16 protein-coding genes and 2 rRNA genes (1 of these 18 running past the window's edge) are annotated in these 22,574 nt (G+C 71.2%); 13 read left to right on the forward strand and 5 right to left on the reverse strand.

Annotation, left to right across the window (positions count from 1 at the left end; translation table 11 throughout):
• Positions 1–1,705: ribosomal RNA gene (locus ACQPZQ_RS14335) — 23S ribosomal RNA — on the forward strand; it begins 1,410 nt to the left of the window's first position.
• A gap of 121 nt (positions 1,706–1,826) precedes the next feature.
• A 5S ribosomal RNA gene (rrf, locus tag ACQPZQ_RS14340) occupies positions 1,827–1,943 on the forward strand.
• A gap of 745 nt (positions 1,944–2,688) precedes the next feature.
• Here rrf and ACQPZQ_RS14345 read toward each other — a convergent pair.
• Complete coding sequence (locus ACQPZQ_RS14345; RefSeq protein WP_433295836.1) at positions 2,689–4,134, reverse strand: hypothetical protein; 1,446 nt, start codon at positions 4,132–4,134, stop codon at positions 2,689–2,691.
• Between the two features lie 45 nt (positions 4,135–4,179).
• On the opposite strand from ACQPZQ_RS14345, the gene ACQPZQ_RS14350 reads away from it, so the two are divergent.
• The 10 genes from ACQPZQ_RS14350 (at position 4,180) to ACQPZQ_RS14395 (ending at position 15,097) form a co-directional block, all read left to right on the forward strand.
• Positions 4,180–5,517, forward strand: a complete 1,338-nt coding sequence (locus ACQPZQ_RS14350) for a hypothetical protein (protein ID WP_433295838.1) — start codon at positions 4,180–4,182, stop codon at positions 5,515–5,517.
• Positions 5,514–6,641: an HAD-IIA family hydrolase gene (locus ACQPZQ_RS14355; RefSeq protein WP_433295840.1), complete on the forward strand. Its 1,128-nt coding sequence runs from the start codon at positions 5,514–5,516 to the stop codon at positions 6,639–6,641. The genes ACQPZQ_RS14350 and ACQPZQ_RS14355 overlap by 4 nt, the downstream gene beginning before the upstream one ends.
• Positions 6,638–6,820, forward strand: coding sequence for a hypothetical protein (locus ACQPZQ_RS14360; protein WP_344729358.1), 183 nt, complete (start codon positions 6,638–6,640; stop codon positions 6,818–6,820). Before ACQPZQ_RS14355 ends, ACQPZQ_RS14360 begins: the two co-directional genes overlap by 4 nt.
• A gap of 2 nt (positions 6,821–6,822) precedes the next feature.
• Entirely contained in the window at positions 6,823–7,614 is a 792-nt protein-coding gene (locus ACQPZQ_RS14365) for a TlyA family RNA methyltransferase (protein WP_433299194.1), read from the forward strand.
• The gene (locus ACQPZQ_RS14370; RefSeq protein ID WP_433295842.1) at positions 7,611–8,525 is read left to right on the forward strand and encodes an NAD kinase; all 915 of its coding nucleotides are present in this window, start codon (positions 7,611–7,613) and stop codon (positions 8,523–8,525) included. The genes ACQPZQ_RS14365 and ACQPZQ_RS14370 overlap by 4 nt, the downstream gene beginning before the upstream one ends.
• Positions 8,526–8,559: 34 nt before the next feature.
• Positions 8,560–10,413 (forward strand): DNA repair protein RecN, encoded by a 1,854-nt coding sequence (recN, locus tag ACQPZQ_RS14375; RefSeq protein WP_433295844.1) that lies wholly within the window; start codon positions 8,560–8,562, stop codon positions 10,411–10,413.
• Between the two features lie 107 nt (positions 10,414–10,520).
• A complete protein-coding gene (steA, locus tag ACQPZQ_RS14380) occupies positions 10,521–11,705 on the forward strand; it encodes a putative cytokinetic ring protein SteA (RefSeq protein ID WP_433295846.1) in 1,185 nt (394 codons plus the stop codon).
• The gene (locus ACQPZQ_RS14385; RefSeq protein WP_433299196.1) at positions 11,702–12,622 is read left to right on the forward strand and encodes a copper transporter; all 921 of its coding nucleotides are present in this window, start codon (positions 11,702–11,704) and stop codon (positions 12,620–12,622) included. The genes steA and ACQPZQ_RS14385 overlap by 4 nt, the downstream gene beginning before the upstream one ends.
• 127 nt (positions 12,623–12,749) lie before the next feature.
• Complete coding sequence (locus tag ACQPZQ_RS14390) at positions 12,750–14,465, forward strand: CTP synthase (RefSeq protein ID WP_433295848.1); 1,716 nt, start codon at positions 12,750–12,752, stop codon at positions 14,463–14,465.
• Positions 14,462–15,097: an NUDIX domain-containing protein gene (locus ACQPZQ_RS14395; RefSeq protein WP_433295850.1), complete on the forward strand. Its 636-nt coding sequence runs from the start codon at positions 14,462–14,464 to the stop codon at positions 15,095–15,097. Before ACQPZQ_RS14390 ends, ACQPZQ_RS14395 begins: the two co-directional genes overlap by 4 nt.
• A gap of 13 nt (positions 15,098–15,110) precedes the next feature.
• Here the strand turns inward: ACQPZQ_RS14395 and ACQPZQ_RS14400 are convergent, their stop codons facing one another.
• The 4 genes from ACQPZQ_RS14400 to ACQPZQ_RS14415 form a co-directional block, all read right to left on the reverse strand.
• Positions 15,111–15,617 carry a DUF1707 domain-containing protein gene (locus ACQPZQ_RS14400; RefSeq protein ID WP_433295852.1) on the reverse strand — a complete coding sequence of 169 codons (507 nt, stop codon included), beginning with the start codon at positions 15,615–15,617 and terminating at the stop codon, positions 15,111–15,113.
• Positions 15,618–15,724: 107 nt separating this feature from the next.
• The gene (locus ACQPZQ_RS14405; protein ID WP_433295854.1) at positions 15,725–16,690 is read right to left on the reverse strand and encodes a phosphotransferase; all 966 of its coding nucleotides are present in this window, start codon (positions 16,688–16,690) and stop codon (positions 15,725–15,727) included.
• A 13-nt stretch (positions 16,691–16,703) separates the two neighbouring features.
• On the reverse strand, positions 16,704–17,663 hold the full coding sequence (locus ACQPZQ_RS14410; protein ID WP_433295856.1) for a phosphotransferase family protein: 960 nt from the start codon (positions 17,661–17,663) through the stop codon (positions 16,704–16,706).
• A gap of 61 nt (positions 17,664–17,724) precedes the next feature.
• A complete protein-coding gene (locus tag ACQPZQ_RS14415; RefSeq protein ID WP_433295858.1) occupies positions 17,725–18,783 on the reverse strand; it encodes a tellurite resistance/C4-dicarboxylate transporter family protein in 1,059 nt (352 codons plus the stop codon).
• A 97-nt stretch (positions 18,784–18,880) separates the two neighbouring features.
• On the opposite strand from ACQPZQ_RS14415, the gene ACQPZQ_RS14420 reads away from it, so the two are divergent.
• The gene (locus ACQPZQ_RS14420; RefSeq protein ID WP_433295860.1) at positions 18,881–22,573 is read left to right on the forward strand and encodes a nitrate reductase subunit alpha; all 3,693 of its coding nucleotides are present in this window, start codon (positions 18,881–18,883) and stop codon (positions 22,571–22,573) included.
• Position 22,574 lies beyond the last annotated feature (1 nt).

The following is a 22,574-nucleotide window of genomic DNA, read 5'->3' on the forward strand; positions in this document are numbered from 1 at the left end:
CGCCGAATGACCAAGGGTTCCTGGGCCAGGTTAATCCGCCCAGGGTGAGCCGGGACCTAAGGCGAGGCCGACAGGCGTAGTCGATGGACAACGGGTTGATATTCCCGTGCCCGTGACAGTGCGTCCGTGCTGAGGCCGGTGATGCTGACCATCCGAACTCGCTTGGAGTCCTTCGGGAGTCCTTGTCGGGGGAGCGTGGGACCCGATCCGGTAGTAGGCAAGCGATGGGGTGACGCAGGAGGGTAGTCCCGCCAGTGAATGGTAGTACTGGTGTAAGCCCGTAGCCCGACATCTAGGTAAATCCGGGTGTCATGCAGGGTGAGAGGTGACGCGTAGCCGATTGAGGCGAAGTAGGATGATCCCATGCTGCCGAGAAAAGCCTCTAGCGAGTGCTGTTGTGGCCCGTACCCTAAACCGACACAGGTGGTCAGGTAGAGAATACCGAGGCGATCGAGTGAACTGTGGTTAAGGAACTCGGCAAAATACCTCCGTAACTTCGGGAGAAGGAGGGCCGTCTGGTTTGAAGCTCTTCGCGGGCTAGGGCTGGGCGGCCGCAGAGACCAGGCCCAAGCGACTGTTTACTAAAAACACAGGTCCGTGCGAAGTCGCAAGACGATGTATACGGACTGACGCCTGCCCGGTGCTGGAACGTTAAGAGGACCTGTTAGCTCTTCGGGGCGAAGCGGAGAATTTAAGCGCCAGTAAACGGCGGTGGTAACTATAACCATCCTAAGGTAGCGAAATTCCTTGTCGGGTAAGTTCCGACCTGCACGAATGGCGTAACGACTTGGGCGCTGTCTCGACCACAGACTCGGCGAAATTGCACTACGAGTAAAGATGCTCGTTACGCGCGGCAGGACGGAAAGACCCCGGGACCTTTACTATAGCTTGGTATTGGTGCTCGGTTCGGCTTGTGTAGGATAGGTGGGAGACTGTGAAGCGGCCACGCCAGTGGTTGTGGAGTCGTTGTTGAAATACCACTCTGGTCGAATTGGGTGTCTCAACCTCGGGCCATGATCTGGTTCAGGGACAGTGCCTGGTGGGTAGTTTAACTGGGGCGGTTGCCTCCCAAAATGTAACGGAGGCGCCCAAAGGTTCCCTCAGCCTGGTTGGCAATCAGGTGTTGAGTGTAAGTGCACAAGGGAGCTTGACTGTGAGACTGACAGGTCGAGCAGGGACGAAAGTCGGGACTAGTGATCCGGCACCTCCTGGTGGAAGGGGTGTCGCTCAACGGATAAAAGGTACCCCGGGGATAACAGGCTGATCTTGCCCAAGAGTCCATATCGACGGCATGGTTTGGCACCTCGATGTCGGCTCGTCGCATCCTGGGGCTGGAGTAGGTCCCAAGGGTTGGGCTGTTCGCCCATTAAAGCGGTACGCGAGCTGGGTTTAGAACGTCGTGAGACAGTTCGGTCCCTATCCGCCGCGCGCGTAGGAGACTTGAGGAAGGCTGTCCCTAGTACGAGAGGACCGGGACGGACGAACCTCTGGTGTGCCAGTTGTCCCGCCAGGGGCACGGCTGGTTGGCTATGTTCGGAAGGGATAACCGCTGAAGGCATCTAAGCGGGAAGCTCGTTCCAAGATGAGGTCTCCCACCACCTTGCGTGGTTAAGGCCCCCAGCAGACCACTGGGTTGATAGGCCAGAGATGGAAGCCCTGTGAGGGGTGGAGTTGACTGGTACTAATAGGCCGAGGGCTTGTTCATGACAAGTTGTTTGCATCCACTGTGCGACCCTGAACACACAAAACACATTGTGTGGTCGGGGTGCGAGTTCGCATCCACAATGCTCGGCCGGGTTACTGGTCGGGGATAAGTTGATAGTGTTGTCGGTGGTTGTGGCGGAGGGGAAACGCCCGGTCCCATCCCGAACCCGGAAGCTAAGCCCTCCAGCGCCGATGGTACTGCACTCGTTAGGGTGTGGGAGAGTAGGTCGTCGCCGACATTCAACGTTTGTTGTGGGCCCCCGCCGGAAGGCGGGGGCCCACTTTTTGTATCATCTGCAGGTGAGTATCGCGGATGGTTCCGGCGATAACCGCCCGCGACGAGAAGATCGCGACGGGGCCCGGAGACCAGAGAATCGGCAGGGACGCGGCGGCGACCGCCCGGAGCGGGGCGAGGAGCGCCGCGCCGGCGAGCGCGGCCGCCGTGACGACCGCACAGGCGGCGGAGGCGGGCGCACCGGCTCGGGCTGGTCTGCGCGCGAGTCGGATCGCCCGTACCGGCCGCGCAGCGAGTCGCAGTGGGGTGCCGGCGATCGGCGTACCGGCGGCTCGGGAAGCCGCGATGCGGCCCGACGCGACGATCGCAGGCGTGACGATGGTCCGCGCGGTGGTGGGCGAGGTGCCGACCGCTTTGGTGAGCGTCGCGGATATTCGGCAGGCGGCAGCCGCTACGAACGCGGCGGTGCGGACGGGTCGCGGTGGTCCGGCAGTGGCGTGGGCTCGGATCGTCGACGTTCGGATGATGCGCCGTACTCGCGACGCGACGACGCTTCGGGCACCGATCGTGGACGCGGGAATCGGCCTGACAGAAGCCGCAGTGGTGGCACGGACCGAGGCCGGTCCGAGGGCCGGACGAGGGGCGCAGGCTGGTCGGATCGCGGGAGCTCCGAGCGTCGGTCGCCGGAGGGCGGTCGCGGCGGGTCTCGCGACGATCGTGGTCGAGAGCAGGGCCAGTACCGCAGCACGTCAGGCGGCAGAGACCAGGACCGGTACCGGGGAGACGATCGGGGCGACCGGGGTGGCTACCGCGGTGGTTCCACCGGCGAGCGGAGTCGGTTCGCGAGAGACGATCGTGGAGGCCGCCCGGGGTATCGCGGTGAAACCGGTGGCGACCGGGGTCGCTATCAGGGCGGCGACCGCGGCGATCGGACCGGGTACCGCGGCGCCGGCGGTGGCGAGCAGAGCCGATACACCGCTGATGACCGCGGTGATCGCGCGTCCAACCGGGGTCGTTCCGACGCCGGTGACCGGGGCGGCTACCGGGGCGAGCGAGGCCAGTACTCGCGCGACGACCGCAGCAGTGGCTACCGCGGCCAGTCCGGTGGCGAGCGTGGCCAGTACCGGCGCGATGAACGCAGCGGCGGGTACCGCGGCCAGTCCGGTGGCGAGCGTGGTCAGTACCGGGACGATCGCAGCGGTGGCTATCGCCGCGATTCCGGTGGCGAGCGCGGCCAGTACCGGCGCGACGACCGCAGCGGCAACCGCGGCGAATACGGAGGAGACCGGTACCGGGACGACCGGAGTGGCAGCCGGGGTGAGACCGGCGGCGAGAGCCGGTACCGCGATGACCGCGGTGCCCGTCGGGGCGAGTCCACCGGTGCGGGTCGGTACCAGAGCGACCGCGGTGGTTACCGGGGTGAGACAGGCGGCGAGAGCGGCCGGGACCGGTCCGACGATCGGCGTGGCTATCGCGGCGACTCGGGCGGCGAACGCGGCGACCGTGCGACGTACCGCGGACAGACCGGTGGGAGCCACCGCGGGGACGAGCGACGCGACCGTGGCGGTTACCGGAGCGAGGCCGGCGGTCAGCGCGGTCGCTACCAGGGTGACGACCGCGATCGCGGGTCGAACCGCGGGGACGACCGCCCGCGCAGCCGTGGAGCCGAGCGACCGGACGAGCGCGCCGGCAGCGGATGGGCGGACCGTTCGGAGGTCTCGCGTCAGGAGCTTCCGGAGAGCGGCGGAAACCAGCCGGAAGGCCAGACGAGCGATCGACCGGCCGCTCCGCGGGAGGACGCGGCGCCGGCCGACGCCGCTCGGGCTGACATCGCGCAGGACCCGCGCCCGGAGCGCGGGGCCGAGCGCGAACCACAGAGCAGCGGTCCGGTCGAGGAGCGAAGGAGCGAGGAACCGCCCGCGCAGGCACCCACGCCCACACCTGACCACGAGCGCGCGGACCGTCCCGGCAACGAGGGCGCCGAGGGCCCTGAGCGCGGGGGCCGTGACGACCTGGCCGGCAGCGAGCTGCGTGAGGAGCGGGGCCGCCCGGCGAGGGGTCCTCGTACCGAGCGCTCCTTCGGTGCCGAGCGGGGCCGCTCTGCCCGGTCCGGCGATCGCGGTGCAGGCGGTCGTGGTGCGGGACAGCGTCGGGGTGAGGGACCGGGCGGTGCGCCCGGGAGCCGTCCCCCGCAACGGGCTGCGTCTCGTTCGGGCGGACGTCCCACCGAGGGCGTGCCGGTGGCGCGTGTCTCCGAGCCGCCGCTGAGCGACGAGATCACGACGGCAAGCCTCGATCCTGAGGTCCGCCGGGACCTCAGGGGTCTGCAGAAGGACACGGCGAACAGCGTGGCCCGCCACCTCGTCGCCGCCGGGATGCTCGTCGACGAGGACCCTGAGCTCGCGCTCGAGCACGCCCGGTTCGCCCGCACGCGGGCGTCGCGGATCGCCGTCGTCCGGGAGGCTGCGGGCATCACGGCCTACCACGCAGGCGAATGGGCGGAGGCGCTGAGCGAGCTGCGGGCCGCCCGCCGGATGGGTGGTGGTCCAGGGCACCTGGCGGTGATGGCCGACATCGAACGTGCTCTGGGGCGCCCGGAGCGGGCGCTCGACCTGAGCCGTGGACCCGAGGTCCGTGAGCTGGATCGGGCGGAGAGCATCGAGCTGCTCATCGTGGCCGCCGGGGCCCGTCGAGACCTGGGTGAGCTGGACGCCGCCGTCATCAGCCTGCAGGTGCCGGAGCTGGATCCGGCCCGCCGCGATCCGTGGAGCGCGCGCCTGTTCTACGCGTACGCCGACAACCTGCTCGCTGCCGGGCGGGAGTCCGACGCGCTGGAATGGTTCGTGCACGCCGCCAATGCCGATTCGGACGGCCAGACCGACGCCGATCTCCGCATTGCCGAGCTGACCGGCGAGTCGCTCCCCGATGAGGACATCGAGTTCGGGCCCGAGGAGTTCGACGAATCCGGGGTCGACACGGACGACGAGCCCGAGCCGCAGGATCTGCGTCGCGGGGAGTCTGCCGATGCGGACGCCGCGGGTGGCGAGGAGCCGCTTGGGCGCACCGCGGCGGAGGATGCCGATCGGGAAGTCGAGGAGACCACCGCCCGGGCGGATGAGGTCGAAGCTCCCGAGGAGTCGGGTCCCGCTTCCGTCCCGCCCGGTGAAGACGCCCTGGGCAGCGGGGAGTCTGCCGATGCGGACGGCGAGAGTGGCGAGGAGCCGCTCGGGCGCACCGCGGCGGAGGATGCCGACCAGCAACTCCAGGAGACCACCGCCCCGGCCGATGAGGTCGAAGCTCGCGAGGAGTCGGGTGGGGCTTCCGTCCCGCGGGCCGAGGACGCCCAGAGGGGCGCTGCGCCGAAGGCGGATGAGGGCCTGGGTGGTGGGGAGCTCGCCGAGGGCGTGGACGATGCTGAGGACACCGCAGCACCGCCGGCCGGCAGTGCGGGCGAGGACGACGCACCGGGAGAGGACGCCGTGGGCGAGGCCGTGAAGGCGAAGGCTCCCGTCGAGGGGGCTGAGCTGGTCGATTCCGGCGGGGACGTGCATGACTCAGCACGGGACTCGCGGCCGTGACCACCCACACGACAGACGCGGCCGACCTCCTCAGCCGCCACGACGCAGTGCTCGCCGACCTGGACGGCACGCTGTACCGGGGTCGGGGAGCCGTGCCGGGTGCGGTGGAGGCGGTGAAGTCGGCGCTCGCACGCGGCGTGCCTACGTTCTACGTCACCAACAACGCCTCCCGGCGGCCCTCGGACGTGGCCGCGCACCTGGTGGAGCTCGGCTACCCGGCCGATGACGGTGACGTGGTCACCAGTTCGCAGGCCGCGGCGGCGATGCTCGCCGCCCAGCTGCCTGCGGGCGCGCGGGTTCTGGTCGTCGGCACGGACGCGCTGGCCGCCGAGGTGGTCGCCGCCGGATTGGCCGTCACGGAGCGGGCCGAGGACGCGGTGGCGGTGGTCGAGGGGCACAGCCCGGACACCGGATGGCGAGTGCTGGCCGAGGCATCGGTCGCCCTACGGGCCGGCGCCGTGTGGGTGGCGTGCAACCTGGACGCCACCCTGCCGACCGAACGCGGACTGCTGCCGGGCAACGGCGCCATGGTCTCCGTGCTGCGGGTGGCCACCGGACGCGAGCCACAGGTCGCAGGCAAGCCTGCTCCCGAGCTCCTGCACACCGCCGTGGAGCGCACCGGGGCGAAGTCCGCGCTCATGGTGGGCGACCGGCTGGACAGCGACATCGAGGGCGGGCGCGCCGCCGGTCTTCCGACGCTCCTGGTTCTGACCGGCGTTTCCGACCCCGCGGAGTTGCTCGCCGCGCCGCCCGCCTTGCGGCCCGACTACGTCGCTGCCGACCTCGGAGCGCTCACCCGCACGCCCGAGGAACTCGCGCCCGGGCATCGTCCCGGTTGGGACGCGCATGTGACCGGGCCGGGGCGTTTGACGCTCACCGGGTCCGACGGCACGGAGCCGTTGGACGCCCTCCGCACGCTGTGCGCGGTGCACTGGGCGGCGGGCGGCGGTGCGGCAACCGTCGTTGCCGACGGCCCCGTCGCCGAGCGGGCGCTGCGTGCGCTCGGGCTCGGCACGCCTGGCTCCGGCTCGGCTACCGTGGGCGCTACCGGCGCCGCTGCGCCCGCAGCCCGTGGGGCGCGCGGCGACACCGGCACCGACGATGCGGGAGCGCAGCACCGATGACCGTGCCCAAGCCGGGCCCTCCGCCAGGGCCCGCCGATCCGCAGGAGATCGTCTCCCGCGCAATGGCGGGTCTCGACGGTCTGGGCGACCGGCCGCTCGCCGAGCACGTGGAGGCGTTCGAGCGGGTGCACGCCGCGCTTGGCGAGGCACTCGCCGCGGGAACTTCCGGCGCTGCGTGACGGTGGTCACCCGACGTCGTCTCGACGCCGAGCTGGTACGCCGCGGTTACGCCCGTTCGCGACAGCAGGCGAGCGAGCTGATCGAGCAGGGCCGGGTCGTCGTTCGCGGGGTGCCGGCAGGCAAGCCCGCCACGGTCGTCGACCCGGACACACCTGTCACCGTCACCGCGGGCGATGAGCGCGAGTGGGCGTCCCGTGGCGCGCACAAGCTGATCGGCGCGCTCGACGCGTTCGGCACGGACGTCACCGGGTTGCGATGCCTCGACGCCGGTGCGTCCACCGGTGGGTTCACCGACGTGTTGCTCGATCGAGGCGCCGCGCAGGTCGTGGCCGTCGACGTCGGGTACGGGCAGCTGGTGTGGCGGCTGCGCAGCGACGCCCGCGTGCAGGTGCACGACCGCACCAACGTGCGCGCGCTGGAACCCGACGCGATCGGTGGCCCGGCCGACCTGGTCGTCGCCGACCTGTCGTTCATCTCGCTGCGCACCGTGCTGCCCGCTCTCACGGCGTGCACGAGCGCCGACGGTGAGCTGCTGCCGATGGTCAAGCCTCAGTTCGAGGTGGGCCGCCAGCGGCTCGGCGTCGGCGGGGTGGTGCGCGACCCCGGCCTGCGGCTCGCGGCCCTCACCGAGGTGGCGGCCGCGGCGCGGGCGCTGGGGCTGGTGCTGCGCGGTGCGGTGGCGAGCCCCTTGCCCGGCCCGTCCGGAAATGTGGAGTACTTCCTTCGGCTGTCGCGACATGGCGAGGACGCCGAGGACCTGGTGCTGGCCAGGGCGATCGAGGAGGGTCCGTGACCAGGGAGATTCTGGTCGTCCTGCACGCCGGGCGGGAGAAGAACCGGCGCACGGCTGCGGCGGTGGCGCACCGCCTCGCCGCGTCCGGCGTCCGGCTCCGGGTGATCGGCGAGGAGTGGGCCGAGGTGGAGAACGGCGACCTGCCCGCCTCGCTCACCCCCCGCATCGTCGAAGGGCGACCCGGTTGTGCCGAGGGCGCTGAGGTGGTGCTCGTGCTCGGTGGCGACGGCACACTGCTGCGGGCCGCGGAGATGGCCCGTCCGGTGGGCGTCCCGCTGCTCGGGGTGAACCTCGGACGGGTCGGGTTCCTGGCCGAGACCGAGGAGGAATCGCTGGGCGAGGCCCTCGACGCGGTTGTGGACGGCAAGTACTCCGTCGAGGAACGCATGACGATCGACGCCGTCGCGCGCCTCAACGGGCACGTGCTGGTCCGCTCGTGGGCGCTCAACGAGGCGACCGTCGAGAAGTCCAGCAGGGAGCGGATCCTCGAGGTGGTCCTCGAGGTCGACGGCCGGCCGGTATCGGCCTTCGGGTGCGACGGAGTGATCTGCGCCACTCCAACCGGCTCCACCGCCTATGCGTTCTCCGCGGGTGGGCCGCTGGTGTGGCCCCAGGTGGAGGCGCTGCTGCTGGTGCCGAGCAACGCGCATGCGCTGTTCTCCCGGCCGATGGTGGTCGCGCCGGACACCGAGGTGGCGATCGAGGTCGACCCGGCCGGCCCGCCTGCCGTCCTGGAATGCGACGGGCGGCGCAACGTGGTGCTGCCGCCCGCGGCGCGCGTCGAGCTCGCCCGCAGCAACGACCCGGTGCGGATGGTGCGGTTGGACGGGCAGCCCTTCGCGGACCGGTTGGTGCGCAAGTTCGACCTGCCCGTCAGGGGATGGCGCGGCGCGCCGCAGTCCGGTAGCTGAGGCGTTGTCGGGCCGGCGCCGTACGCTTCGCCCCATGCTGGCCGAGATGCGGATCCAGGGCCTCGGCGTGATCGACGACGCAACGCTCGACCTGGATCCGGGGCTCACGGTGCTCACCGGTGAGACAGGTGCGGGCAAGACCATGGTCGTCACAGGGCTGTCGCTGCTCGGCGGCGGGCGGGCGGAGTCCTCGCGCGTGGCCGACGGCGCACGTCGAGCCGTCGTCGAGGGGCGTTTCAGCGCCGACCCCGCGGCGCTCAAGGTCGCCGACGAGGTGGGTGCCGACGCCGACGAGGACGGCACCCTCATCGCGGTCCGCACCGTCAGCGCCGACGGCCGGTCCAGGGCGCACCTGGGCGGGCGGTCGGTTCCGGTCGGGGTGCTGTCCCGGCTCGCCGAGGTCACGCTCGCCGTCCACGGTCAGAACGACCAACTGCGGCTCCTGCGCCCGGCCGAGCAGCGGGCCTTGCTGGACCGCTTCGCCGGCGACGTCGTGGCCGAGCCGCTGGAGCGCTACCGGGCCGTGCGGGCCGAGTGGCAGCGCGTGGCCGCCGAGCTCGTCGAGCGGCGGGACGGGGCGCGGCGGCTCGCCCAGGAGGCCGACCTGCTGCGCCACGGGCTCACCGAGATCAGGGCGGTCGACCCTCAGCCCGGTGAGGACGTCGAGCTGACCGAGCTGGCCCACCGGCTGTCCGCGGCCGACGAGCTGCGCGAGGTCGCCGCCGGTGCCCAGCTCGCGCTCATCGGCCCCGAGGACGGCGACCCGGACGCGCCGGGCGCATTGGCGCTGATCGGCGACGCGCGCCACCGTCTCGCCGGCGCGGGCGACCCGGCGCTCACCATGCTCGACACGCGGTTGCAAGAGGTGCTCGCGCTTCTCGGCGATGTCGGCACCGAGCTCACCGGCTACCTCGACCGGCTCGACGCCGATCCGGAGCGGCTGGCGTCCGTGCTGTCGCGGCAGGCCGAGCTCAAGGCGCTCACCCGCAAGTACGCCGCCGACATCGACGGCGTGATCGCCTGGGTCGAGGCTGCGGAGGAGCGGCTGGCCGGGCTCGACACGTCCGACGAGGCACTCGCGGCGCTCGCCGCGCGCCGCGACGCACTGGGCGTCGAGCTGGCCGAGCACGCTGCGGCCGTCACCGCCGCCCGCACCGAGGCCGCCGCCCGGCTGGCGGCCGACACCACCGCCGAGCTGGGCGGGCTGGCGATGGCCGATGCGCGGCTGCTCGTCGCCGTTGTCCCACGCGAGGCCGGGCCCGGTGCGGCCGACGCGCTCCTGGTCGGGTCCGCCACGCTCGTGGCCGGCACCGACGGCGTCGACGAGGTGGAGCTGCGGCTGGTGGCGCACACGGGTGCCTCGCCGCTGCCCCTGCACAGGGGAGCGTCCGGCGGAGAGCTCTCGCGCGTGATGCTGGCGCTGGAGGTGGCGCTCGCGGGGGCCGACCCCGTGCCCACGATGGTGTTCGACGAGGTCGACGCGGGCGTCGGCGGCCGGGCCGCGGTGGAGATCGGGCGTCGGCTGGCCCGGCTCGCGGCGCGCCACCAGGTGATCGTGGTGACGCACCTGCCCCAGGTCGCCGCCTACGCCGACCGGCATCTCGTGGTCGACAAGTCGGCGCGCGACGGCGGTGGCCCCACCCGTAGCCGGGTGCGCACGCTGGCCGAGAGCGACCGCATCGTCGAGCTCGCGCGGATGCTGGCAGGGCTCGACGACACCGACACCGGCCGCGCCCATGCCGAGGAGCTGCTGGGAGCGGCCCGGGCCCACCGTGAGGCCGACCGCGCGGCGGCGGGTCGCGCTGCCGTGAACGGCGCCGGCCCGAAGAGCGCCGGAGCGGGCAGCGCTGGGGCGAAGAGTCGCCGGAGAGCGGCTACTCGCGCCTGATAGTCCTGTTCGTCCCGCCCCGTGCGTGCGGGTGATCGCTCGGCGTGCCTTCGTCGTGTCGACAGCGCCGGATGCCACAGTGCCACCATGGAAGGGGGGTGCCTGGAATGAAGATCTCCGGTCTGTTGCACCGCTCGCGGCCCGTGCTCCCGGGGCTCGCGGGCACTGCGCGGGTCGACCGGCGCACCGACGGTCTGCTCCGCCGCGTCAAACCGGGGGAGATCGCGGTGCTCGACCAGGTCGACCTCGATCGAGCCACCGCCGACGCCCTCGTCGCGGCGGGAGTGGTGGCCGTCGTCAACGCGTCCCCGTCGATCTCCGGGCGGTTCCCGAACCTGGGCCCGGAAGCGCTCATCGACGCGGGGATCATGCTGGTCGACGACGTCGGCGCCGAGGCGCTGCACGCCATCAAGGACGGCAGCCGCATCCGGCTGCTCGACGGCATCGTGTACGCAGGCGAGCTGCGCCTCGCCGATGGCGTCGAGCAGACGGCCGACATGGTGGCCGACGCCATGGTGGAGGCGAAGTCCGGGCTCAGCCACCAGCTCGAGGCGTTCGCGGCCAACACCATCGAGTTCATGCGCAGCGAGCGCGCGATGCTGCTGGACGGCGCGGGTGTCCCCCAGGTCGAGGTCGAGCTGGCCGGCCGGCAGGTGCTCGTGGTCGCCGCCGGGTTCGACCACGCGGCGGAGCTCGCGCGGCTCAAACACTTCATCCGGGACCAGCGGCCGGTGTTGGTGGGGGTCGGGGCCGGGGCGGACGTGCTACTCGCGGCCGGATACCGGCCGCAGCTGATCGTCGGCGACCCGAGCGAGGTGTCCACAGAGGCGCTCACCTGCGGCGCCGACGTCGTCGTCCCGGCATTCGCCGACGGTCACGCCCCTGGCCTGCACCGCGTGCAGGATCTCGGGGCCGGGGCGGTGACGTTCCCGAGCACGGCCAACGCCGAGGACCTCGCGCTGCTGATCGCCGCGCACGACGGTGCGTCGCTGGTGGTCACCGTGGGGCTGTCCGCGAGCATGGCCGAGTTCCTCGATCGCGGGCGTTCGGGAAGCAACGCCTCGACGTTCCTCACGCGGTTGCAGCTCGGCGGCATCCTCGTCGACGGCCGGGTGATCGCCACGCTCTACCGCAGCCGCATCACGTTCGGGGCGATCCTGCTGATGGTCGTCGCCGCGCTGGTGGCGCTCGCCACCGCCCTGCTCGTGTCGCACGCGGGCGATGCCGCGGTGACGTGGTTGAGCCAGAGCTGGAGAGCGCTCCTCGATTACGTCACGGGATGGCTGCGGTGATCTCCCTTCGCTACCACGCGGTGTCGATCGGTGCCGTGTTCCTCGCGCTCGCGGTCGGCGTCGTGCTGGGTGCGAGCGGTGTGTCGGACCGGTTGCTCTCGGCCGTCGCCGCTCGGGCCGACGATCTGGGCGGGCAGGTCCAGACGCTGACGGCGCAGCGTGATGCCTTGGCCGCCGCCCAGCGCGGCGCCGACGAGTTCGCGCGGCGCACCGGCCCGGCGGCGGTCCGGGGGTTGCTGCAGGGCCGCACCGTCGCGCTGGTGACCGTGGGCGCCGACCCCGCCGACCGCGACGCCGTGCGGGCGCTGCTCGGGCCGTCAGGAGCCACCATCGGCGGCGAGATCGCCCTGACCGACGCCGTCGGCGACCCAGCGCGTGCCGACCAGCTTCGTGAGCTGACCTCACAGTTGCTGCCGACCGGAGCGCAACTGCCTGCTGCGTCCGACACCGGCAGCCTGGTGGGTGGTCTCCTGAGTGGTGTCCTGCTGAAGTCGTCCGGGCAGGTCACGCCGGAGCAGGCCGACGCGGTGCTCACCGGGCTCATGTCCACCGGGTTCGTCACGCCGGGGGAACGGCCCCGCCCGGCCGACCTGGTGCTCGTGCTCACCGGCGGCGCCGTCCCGGGCATCGACGGCGCCGACGCGGCAGCCGTCACGGCGCGCCTGGCGGCGCAGCTCGACCGGGCCGGAGGTGGTGCGGTGCTGGCGGGCCGCACGGGTTCGGCCGACGCGACCGGGCCCGTGGGGGTGGCCAGGGCCGACCCGAACGTCACCGCCTCGCTCTCCACGGTCGACGACGTGCAGACCGGCGCCGGTCAGGTCTCGGCGGTGCTGGCGCTGCGCGAGCAGCTCGACGGGCGTGCGGGCCGCTACGGCACCGCTACGACGGCCGCCGACGGCGCGGCGCCCGCGGCGTGACACCCGATCACGGTGGGCGGTCGGGATCTCACCTTTGGTGATTTTTGCACCGCAAAAGGGGCGAAGCGTGTCGCAAGTGGCGGGTGGGAGCGGCCGGCGCCGCGCGTCCTATGTACCCTGAAACCCCGTGCAGCCTCGCGCGACGCGTCATCTGTTCGTCACCGGCGGGGTCGCGTCCTCGCTGGGTAAGGGTCTGACCGCCTCGAGCCTCGGGCAATTGCTCACATCTCGCGGCCTCCGGGTCATCATGCAGAAATTGGATCCCTACCTGAACGTGGATCCGGGCACGATGAACCCCTTCCAGCACGGCGAGGTCTTCGTCACCGAGGACGGCGCCGAAACCGACCTCGACATCGGCCACTACGAGCGCTTCCTCGACCGGAACCTCCACGGCAACGCCAACGTCACCACCGGCCAGGTCTACTCGTCCGTGATCGCCAAGGAGCGCCGTGGCGAGTACCTCGGCGACACGGTCCAGGTCATCCCGCACATCACCAACGAGATCAAGGACCGCATCCTCGCCATGGGCGAGCCCGACGAGGACGGGATCACGCCCGACATCGTGATCACCGAGGTGGGCGGCACGGTCGGCGACATCGAGTCGCTGCCGTTCCTGGAGGCCGTCCGCCAGGTCCGTCACGACGTGGGCCGGGACAACTGCTTCTTCCTGCACGTCTCGCTGGTGCCCTACCTCGCCCCGTCGGGGGAGCTCAAGACGAAGCCGACGCAGCACTCGGTGGCGGCGCTGCGCAACATCGGTATCCAGCCCGACGCGCTGGTGCTGCGTGCCGACCGGGAGATCCCGGACGACATGAAGCGCAAGATCAGCCTCATGTGCGACGTGGAAACCGATGGTGTCGTCGCCGCCCCCGACGCGCCCTCGATCTACGACATCCCCCGCGTGCTGCACCGGGAGGGGCTCGACGCGTACGTGGTGCGCAGGCTCTCGCTGCCCTTCCGGGACGTCGACTGGACGGTGTGGGGCAACCTGCTCGACCGCGTCCACCATCCCGACGAGACGGCGCGGATCGCGCTCGTCGGCAAGTACGTCGACCTCCCCGACGCCTACCTCTCGGTCACGGAGGCGCTGCGAGCGGGCGGGTTCGCCCATCGCGCGCGCGTCGAGATCGTGTGGGTGCAGTCCGACGAGTGCCGCACCCCCGCGGGTGCGGCGGCCGCGTTGGAGGGCATGGACGGCGTCCTGATCCCCGGCGGCTTCGGTGTGCGGGGGATCGAGGGCAAGCTCGGCGCCGTCCGGCACGCCCGCACGCGCCGCATCCCCGTCCTCGGCCTGTGCCTCGGGCTGCAGTGCATGGTGATCGAGGCAGCGCGCTCGCTCGGGAACCTGAGCGACGCCAACTCCTCCGAGTTCGACGAGCGCACGCCGCATCCGGTGATCTCGACGATGGCCGACCAGCGTGACGTCGTCGCAGGTCAGCGCGATATGGGCGGCACGATGCGGCTCGGGGCCTACCCCGCCACCCTCGGTGCCGGCACCGTGGTCGCGGGGGCGTACGGCACCCGGGAGGTGTCGGAGCGGCACCGGCACCGGTACGAGGTCAACAACGCCTATCGCAAACGGTTGGAGGAGGCCGGCCTGGTGTTCGGCGGCACCTCGCCGGACGGCACGCTGGTGGAGTTCGTCGAACTGCCGGTCGATGTCCATCCGTTCTTCGTCGGCACCCAGGCGCACCCCGAGCTCAAGAGCCGCCCGACGCGTCCGCACCCGTTGTTCAGCGCGTTCGTCCGGGCCGCTCTCGACTACCGGGCCGCCGACCGGCTGCCGGTGGAGCTGCCCGCCCGCGAACGCGCGGCAGCTGGGGTCAACGGAGCGCCGTCATGACCGCCCCGCGTCACGACTTCCCGGTCAAGGCGAGCAACGACATCTATGCCGGCGCGGTGATGGCGCTGCGCGCCGACGAGGTGGTGATGCCCGGCGGGGGCGTCGCCGTCCGGGAGATCCTGGAGCACCCGGGAGCCGTCGCGATCGCGGCCCTGGACGCCGACGACCGGCTGATGGTGATCCACCAGTACCGCCACCCGGTGGGACGGCGGCTCTGGGAGCTGCCCGCCGGCCTGCTCGACGTCGACGGGGAGAACCCGCTCGACACCGCGAAGCGGGAACTCGCGGAAGAGGCCGGGCTGGCCGCCGCCGAGTGGTCCACGCTGGTCGACGTCGTGGCCTCCCCGGGCTTCTCCGACGAGTCGGTGCGGGTGTACCTCGCGCGTGACCTCACCGAGGTCGGCCGCCCGGAGCTGGGTGACGACGAGGAGGCGGACCTGTCCACCCGCTGGATCTCGCTGTCCGTCGCGGTGCGGATGGTGCTCTCGGGCACGATCGTCAACGGGGCGACGGTGGCCGGGGTGCTCGCCGCCCATGCCATCGCCGGTGTGCCCGCAGCGGCACGGCCGGCGGACGCCCCGTGGCAGGACAGGCCCACGCGCTTCGCTGAGCGGAAGCGCCAGAAGGAGTAAGGGGCGCGACGGATCAGGGACGCAGGGGACGTCCACGCGGGTCGGTGGGCCGCCCGGCGAGGATCACGATGCCGTCGATGAAGGCCCAGACCACGCCGATGACGACGAACGACAGCAGCAGCTGGGCGACGGCGATCCCCATGTGGCCGGTGTAGAACCGCCCGATCCCGAACGGCAGCAGCAGCTGCAGTACGCCGGCCACGACCTTGTACCGATCGGAGTAGGGCATCCCGGTCGTCGGCTCGCGTCCGTACGGCGCTTCGGGGTCACGCGAGTCACGGCGGGCGGGCGTGGCGACGGTGGGCGCAGGCAGCACGGTGGTGGTCTGCTCGTCGCGGGGGAGATCCTCGAAGAGCGGCACGAGGTCATCGCTGGTGCGGGCGGCGTACGCGGCGGTCGTGCGCTCCTCGTACTCCTCCTGGTCGAGCCGGCCCTGCGCGTAGTGCTCCCCGAGGGCACGCACGGCCGCTTCCCGCTCCGCATTGCCGATGCGCATGGGACGGGGGCCGGGCGTGCTCATGTCAACGACGGTACCGGGATTTCGTGCCTCTGTGCCCGTACACGCGCTGTATGTAGCTCGCTGACGGTTTCGTCGGACTTGTCGCTCGGGTGACCCGCGAGAGCTGGTCAGACGGCCGTGAGCCAGCCCGGCCAGCGGTCGTCGGCGATCTTCATCCGGCACCGCATGAGCTTCCAGAGCCCGTACTTGTGGTAGTCGAAGTCCCATGCCTGGTTCAGCCTGCTCTGCAGACATCCCCACAGGCCCCATTTGAGGTCGGCCAGGGCGGTGAACAGCTGCACCCGCGCGGTCAGGGCACGGGTGGCGGAGCCGTAGTAGCTCTCGACGAGCTCCAGAGTCTGCCGCTCGCCGAAGAACATCTCCGTGACGAGCACCGCCAGGTCGTAGGCGCGGTCGTTGTTGGACGCGAACTCGAAGTCGATCATCTTCATCGGCAGGGTGTCGTCCCCGGTGCCGATGAGGAAGTTGCCGGGCTTGGAGTCGTTGTGGCACGGCACGAGGTCCACGCCCGTGGCCTCGAGCGCCCTCCTGGCCACCGCGTACTCGGCGAGGATCAGGTCCGTGCCCGCCGGCAGGGCGGCCCCTAGCTCCCGCACCTGGTCCAGGTGCTCGTCGATCATGGCGAAGACGGTCTTGGTGAGGGAGAGCGGCTCGCCCGAGTGCAGCGTCCGGTAGAGCGTGATCACCTGGTGCGCGAGCTCGGGCTGCGTGAAGTCGCCGGTGGTGCAGGCCCGGTAGTCCTCGAGGAACTCGGCCACCTCGACCCCGCTGCCGGCGTCGAAGAGCACCATCCCCGGCCCGATCCCCAAGCCGGCCGCCAGCCGGGCCGCCTGGTTCGCGACCTCGCGGTCGATGAAGGCCTCGCTGCCTGCGCCGGGGATCTTCATGAAGTATCGGCTGGGCGCGCCCTCCACCGTGACGCACCAGTTGCTGTTCTGCAGGCCACCGGAGACGGGTGCGTACCGGATGTGCCTGCCGGACCAGGCCGTGACGGCGCCCAGCGCCTTCTCCACCGCGCGTTCGGCGTCGGTGCGGGCCGTGCCGAGGACACGGCCCACGGTGTCGTCAGTCATGAGCATGCCGCCACTAGAGGCTCCGCAGCCTGTCATCGAGATGTGGGTCGCGCAGGCCCGCCCGGGCGCGCAGGAACTGCCAGCCGGAGAACTTCGCGTACTCGTGGGTGCCCGGGCGCGCGGCGTCGGCGTAGGCGCCGACGAGGCCCCAGCGGACCGCGTCGGCGATGCCGTACACGCGGCACCGGTCGAACAGGGCGTCGTCCGAGGTGCCCCAGTACATCTCGAACACCGCCCGGGCGTCGACGTCGGACGTACCCAGTTCCTGCAGCAGCACGCCGAGGTCCTGCAGCGGGTCCATGAGCGCCGCGCAGTCCCAGTCGACGAGCCGAAGGCTCCCGTCCCCGTGTGCGATGAGGACGTTGGAGACGTTGCCGTCGCCGTGGCAGGGCACGAGGTCGTAGCCGCTCGCTGCGATCCGCTCCTCGGCCGTGCCGAGCATGCGCACCATCCACGGGAAGTCCTCCGGCAGCGCGCCGCCGGCGTCGACGACGAGCCGGTGTGCGTCGCGAATGTCGTCGAAGACCGTGGCGCGGCGCGTGCAGCCGGGGAGGCCGTGCACCTCCCGCCGCAGCGCCACGAGCTGCTCGACGCGGTCGAGGTCGTCGAACCGGTCGAGTGTGGCGGTGGCGGCGAGCTCGGTGAGGTCCTCCATCACGAGCAGACCGCGGTCGACGTCGGCGAGGTGGACGCGGGGCCCGATCCCGGCCTCGCCCGCTTCCCGGGCGAGGGCGAACGCCGTCGCGAGATCGACGTAGGCGTGCGCGTGCGGCTCCATGAGCTTCACGAACGCTGCGGTGCCCGCCAACCGGTCGGGAACGGGTGAGCGCACCGACCATCGCCGAGAGTCCGCTCCCCACCAGCTGGGGCTGGCGATCGTCACGGCCGCATCGAGCATGAGCTCGGCGCCGCGCCACACCCCGGCGGCCCCGAGGGTCTCCTGCACCGTCGCGGTCACCGGCCACGCCACCATGGAGACCATCATGCTTCGTCGCGACGACGGTGAGCCGCTCGAGCGTGGCGGGGATGCCGGGTCAACCGGCGGTCGTAGCGCGCGTGACGTGGTGGATGAGGCCGAAGAAGGTTGCCGCCCACGCGACCAGCGCGATCGCCAGCGCGACCACGGGTAGCCAGGCGAGCATGCCGAGCTCGATCGCGAGCCTCATCTTGACGGTGGCGACCGCATACATGCCCAGCGGGAAGACCAGCGCCCAGTACGAGGGGTGATAGCGCAGCGGGAAGCGGTTCACGATGTGTTTCCACACGCCGATCGCGATCATGAGCGGGAACCAGAACGTCGCGGTCGCCCACGCCAGTACGACGAACAGTTCGATCGCGGGTGCCATACGTTCGAGCAGAGGGTCCGCCGTGCGGGCGAGAAGCAGGTTCGAGCCCGCCAGGGTGGTGATCGCCACGGCGCCGGCGGCGATCCAGGTCGGTGGATCCTCGTCGGCAGGGCGGAGGCGGTAGAAGGTCCAGCGCGTGAAGATCATCGTCATGACGATCACGTAGAGCAGGATTCCGAGGCAGAAGAACGCGAGGCAGGCGAAGGCGAGCGCTTCACCGCCGATCTGCGGTAGCAGCAGTGCGCCGAGCACGGCGATCGATTCGGTCGAGACGGTGAGCAGGAACCATGTTCCGTTGATGGCGCCGAAGCCGGGTTTCTCCACGGACAGCACGACCGCGATGAGGGTCGTGTAGACCAGCACCGCCCAGAGCGCGACCCCGACCCACCACAGGGCGAGGGCGAGCTGCCACCAGCCGAAGAGGATCAGGCTCGCCGCGCCGAGCACCTCCGTGCCTGCCACGGCGGTGGTGAACGCGAAGCCCTTGGCGTGACTCGTGATGTCGGCCGTCACGAGCCTCGGGTAGCGGACGAGCCGGGCTGTCGTGAGCGCCGCGATGACGACGTAGGCCACGGCGGCGATGACGTAGAGCACCTCGCCGAGCCAGGGGATGCCGAGCGACCGGCACCCGATCGCGATGATCCCCGTGGCCATGACCATCGCGAAATAGCCGGGGAAGTACGACGCCAGCGGGCCCGGCGGGGGCTGGGCATCGAGGGCCGCCTCCGCGCTCGTCGGCTTGGCCATCTCGCCTCCTCGCGGCGCGTCCGTCCAGGTCAGCGAGCCAGCGTAGTACCAAAGGTGGCTGTATTGTGATGGTGATCACATCCCTGGGGAGGCCCGGATGGCGGTCCGAGGAGGCGATCGGGAGGCGACCGACGGACCGGTCGTCGATGCTCTACTGCGAACGGGGCGCTTCTTCACCCGCCGTTCCGTGTCCGACGACCTGCGTGCGGTCTACCGCGAGGGCGGCCGCGACGGTGACGTCTTCTACCGCGACCGGTGGAGCCACGACAAGGTCGTCCGCTCGACCCACGGGGTCAACTGCACCGGTTCGTGCTCGTGGAAGGTCTACGTCAAGGACGGGATCATCACCTGGGAGAGCCAGGAGACCGACTACCCGTCGGTCGGGCCGGACTCCCCGGAGTACGAGCCGCGCGGCTGCCCTCGTGGCGCCGCCTTCTCCTGGTACACCTACTCGCCCACCCGGGTGCGGTACCCGTACGTGCGGGGTGTGCTCGCCGAGATGTACCGGGAGGCGAAGGCGCGGCTCGGGGACCCGGTCGCGGCGTGGGCGGAGATCACGGGCGACCCCGACAAGCGGCGGCGCTACCAGCGCGCGCGGGGCAAGGGCGGCCACGTCCGCGCGACGTGGGACGAGGCCGTCGAGATCGTCGCCGCTGCTCACGTCCACACGATCGCCACCTACGGACCCGACCGGATCGCGGGCTTCTCGCCGATCCCGGCGATGTCGATGGTGAGCCACGCGGCCGGCTCGCGCTTCATCGAGCTGATCGGCGGGTCCATGACGTCGTTCTACGACTGGTACGCCGACCTGCCGGTCGCCTCACCGCAGGTGTTCGGCGACCAGACCGACGTCCCGGAGTCCGGGGACTGGTGGAACGCCACGTACCTGCTGATGTGGGGCTCGAACGTGCCGATCACCCGCACGCCGGACGCCCACTGGATGGCCGAGGCGCGCTACCGGGGGCAGAAGGTCGTCGTGGTCTCGCCGGACTACGCCGACAACACGAAGTTCGCCGACACGTGGCTGCCCGCCCAGCCCGGCACGGACGGCGCGCTGGCGATGGCCATGGGGCATGTGATCCTCACCGAGTTCTTCGTGCAGCGCTCGGTGCCGTTCTTCACCGACTTCGTGTCGCAGTACACGGACATGCCGTTCCTGGTGACGCTCGACAGGCAGGACGGCGGCTTCGTACCGGGCCGTTTCCTTACCGCCGCCGACCTCGGGGACGAGTCCGCGGAGGCCGCGTGGAAGACCGTGCTGATCGACTCGCGCACCGGAGAGGCCGTGGTGCCGAACGGGTCGCTGGGCTTTCGCCACGCCGAGTCCGGGATCGGGCGCTGGAACCTCGACCTCGCCGGTGTCGTCCCGCAGCTGACCGCCGCCGGAACGGACCGTGCGGTCGAGGTGCTGTTGCCACGCTTCGACGCACTCGACGGATCGGGCGCCGTGATGCACCGGGGCGTCCCGGTCGTCGAGGTGGGCGGGCGGCTCGTCACCACCGTGTTCGACCTGATGCTCGCCCAGTACGGCGTGCGCCGCGAGGGCCTGCCCGGCACCTGGCCGTCCGGATACGACGACCACGCAGAACCCTGCACCCCGGCGTGGCAGGAGCCGATCACCTCGGTGCCTGCGGCCCAGGCCGTGCAGGTGGCGCGGGAGATGGCGCGGAACGCCGAGGAGTCGCAGGGCCGCACCATGATCATCATGGGCGGCGGCATCTGCCAGTGGTTCCACGGTGACGCCACTTACCGGGCGGTGCTGGCGCTGTTGATGCTCACCGGGTCGATGGGCCGCAACGGCGGCGGCTGGGCGCACTATGTCGGGCAGGAGAAGTGCCGTCCGGCAAGCGGCTGGGCGACGATGGCGATGGCGGCCGACTGGCAGCGCCCGCCACGCACGATGATCGGCACGGCGTACTGGTACACGCACACCGACCAGTGGCGTTACGACCGCTACCGCGCCGACGCTCTCGCCTCACCGCTCGCGCGGGGCCGCCTCTCCGCGATGCACACGATGGATGCGGTCGCGTTGTCGGCGCGGCTGGGCTGGATGCCGTCGTATCCGCAGTTCGACCGCAACCCGCTCGACGTCGCCGACGAGGCTGCCGCTGCGGGGGAGGAGGTGCCCGCGTACGTCACGCGCAGGCTGCAGGACGGCAGCCTGCGGTTCGCGGTCGAGGATCCCGATGCGCCGGCGAACTGGCCGCGGTGCCTCACGCTGTGGCGCGCCAACCTGCTCGGCTCGTCGGCCAAGGGCGACGAGTACTTCCTGCGGCACCTGCTCGGCACGCACGACAACCTGCTCGCCGAGCAGGCCCCTCCCGACCTGCGCCCCCGCGACGTGCGATGGCGCGGGGAGACACCGCCGCAGGGCAAGCTCGACCTGCTGCTCTCGCTCGACTTCCGGATGACCAGCTCCACGCTGCTGTCGGACGTCGTGCTGCCCGCGGCCACCTGGTACGAGAAGCACGATCTGAGCACCACCGACATGCATCCGTTCGTGCACGCGTTCAGCCCGGCGATCGATCCACCGTTCGAGTCCCGCACCGACTTCGACGCCTTCCATGCCATCGCCCGCCGGTTCTCCGAGCTCGCCGCGGTCCGGCTCGGCACCCGTCGCGACGTCGTCGCGGCGCCGCTGCAGCACGACACGCCCGGTGAGACGGCGCAGCCCGGCGGAGAGGTCCGGGACTGGCGGGCCGGCGAGGTCGAGGCGGCGCCCGGGCGCACCATGCCGGGGTTCGTGGTCGTGGAACGCGACTACGCGGCGGTCGCGGACAAGATGGCGACGGTCGGTCCGCTCGTGGAACGGCTCGGGATCAGCACCAAGGGCGTCACCTACCACCCGGACGCGGAGGTCGCCGACCTGGCGGCCAGCGGCGGCGTCATGCCGGAAGGGGCGGGTGCGGGGCGCCCGGCGATCGACACCGACGCCAAGATGGCCGAGGCGATCCTCGCGTTCTCGGCCACGACGAACGGCAGGCTCGCCGTTGCGGGGTTCCGTGAGCTCGAACGGCGAACCGGAAAGCGACTCGCGGATCTCGCGGAGGGCAGCGAGGAACGGCGGATCTCGTTCGCCGACACCCAGGCCCGCCCGGTGCCGGTGCTGACGAGCCCGGAGTGGTCGGGGAGCGAGACCGGAGGGCGGCGCTACGCGCCGTTCACCGTCAACGTCGAGCGGCGGAAGCCGTGGCACACGCTCACCGGGCGCATGCACTTCCTGCTCGACCACGAGTGGATGCACGAGTTCGGTGAGACGCTGCCGGTCTTCCGTCAGCCCCTGGACATGCACCGGTTGTTCGGCGAGCCACGCATCGGCGACTCCGGCGGCACGTCGGTGACCGTGCGCTATCTGACGCCGCACTCGAAGTGGTCCATCCACTCCGAGTACCAGGACAACCTGTTCATGCTCTCGCTGTCCCGCGGCGGCCCGACCGTGTGGCTGAGCGAGGCCGACGCGGCCGCGATCGGGGTGCGCGACAACGACTGGGTGGAGGCGGTCAACCGCAACGGTGTGCTGGTGGCGCGCGCGATCGTCACCCATCGCCTGCCCACCGGCACGTCGTTCGTCTATCACGCGCAGGAGCGGCTGGTGAACGTCCCGCTCTCCGAGACGACCGCGCGACGCGGAGGGATCCACAACTCACTGACCCGGATCATGCTCAAACCCACGCACCTGATCGGTGGCTACGCGCAGCTCTCCTTCGCCTTCAACTACCTCGGCCCCACCGGCAACCAGCGCGACGAGGTCACGGTCGTGCGCCGCCGCGAGCAGACGGTGAGGTACTGAC

This window comes from Pseudonocardia sp. CA-142604 (genome assembly GCF_050948475.1).
GTDB classification, from domain to species: domain Bacteria; phylum Actinomycetota; class Actinomycetes; order Mycobacteriales; family Pseudonocardiaceae; genus Pseudonocardia; species Pseudonocardia alaniniphila.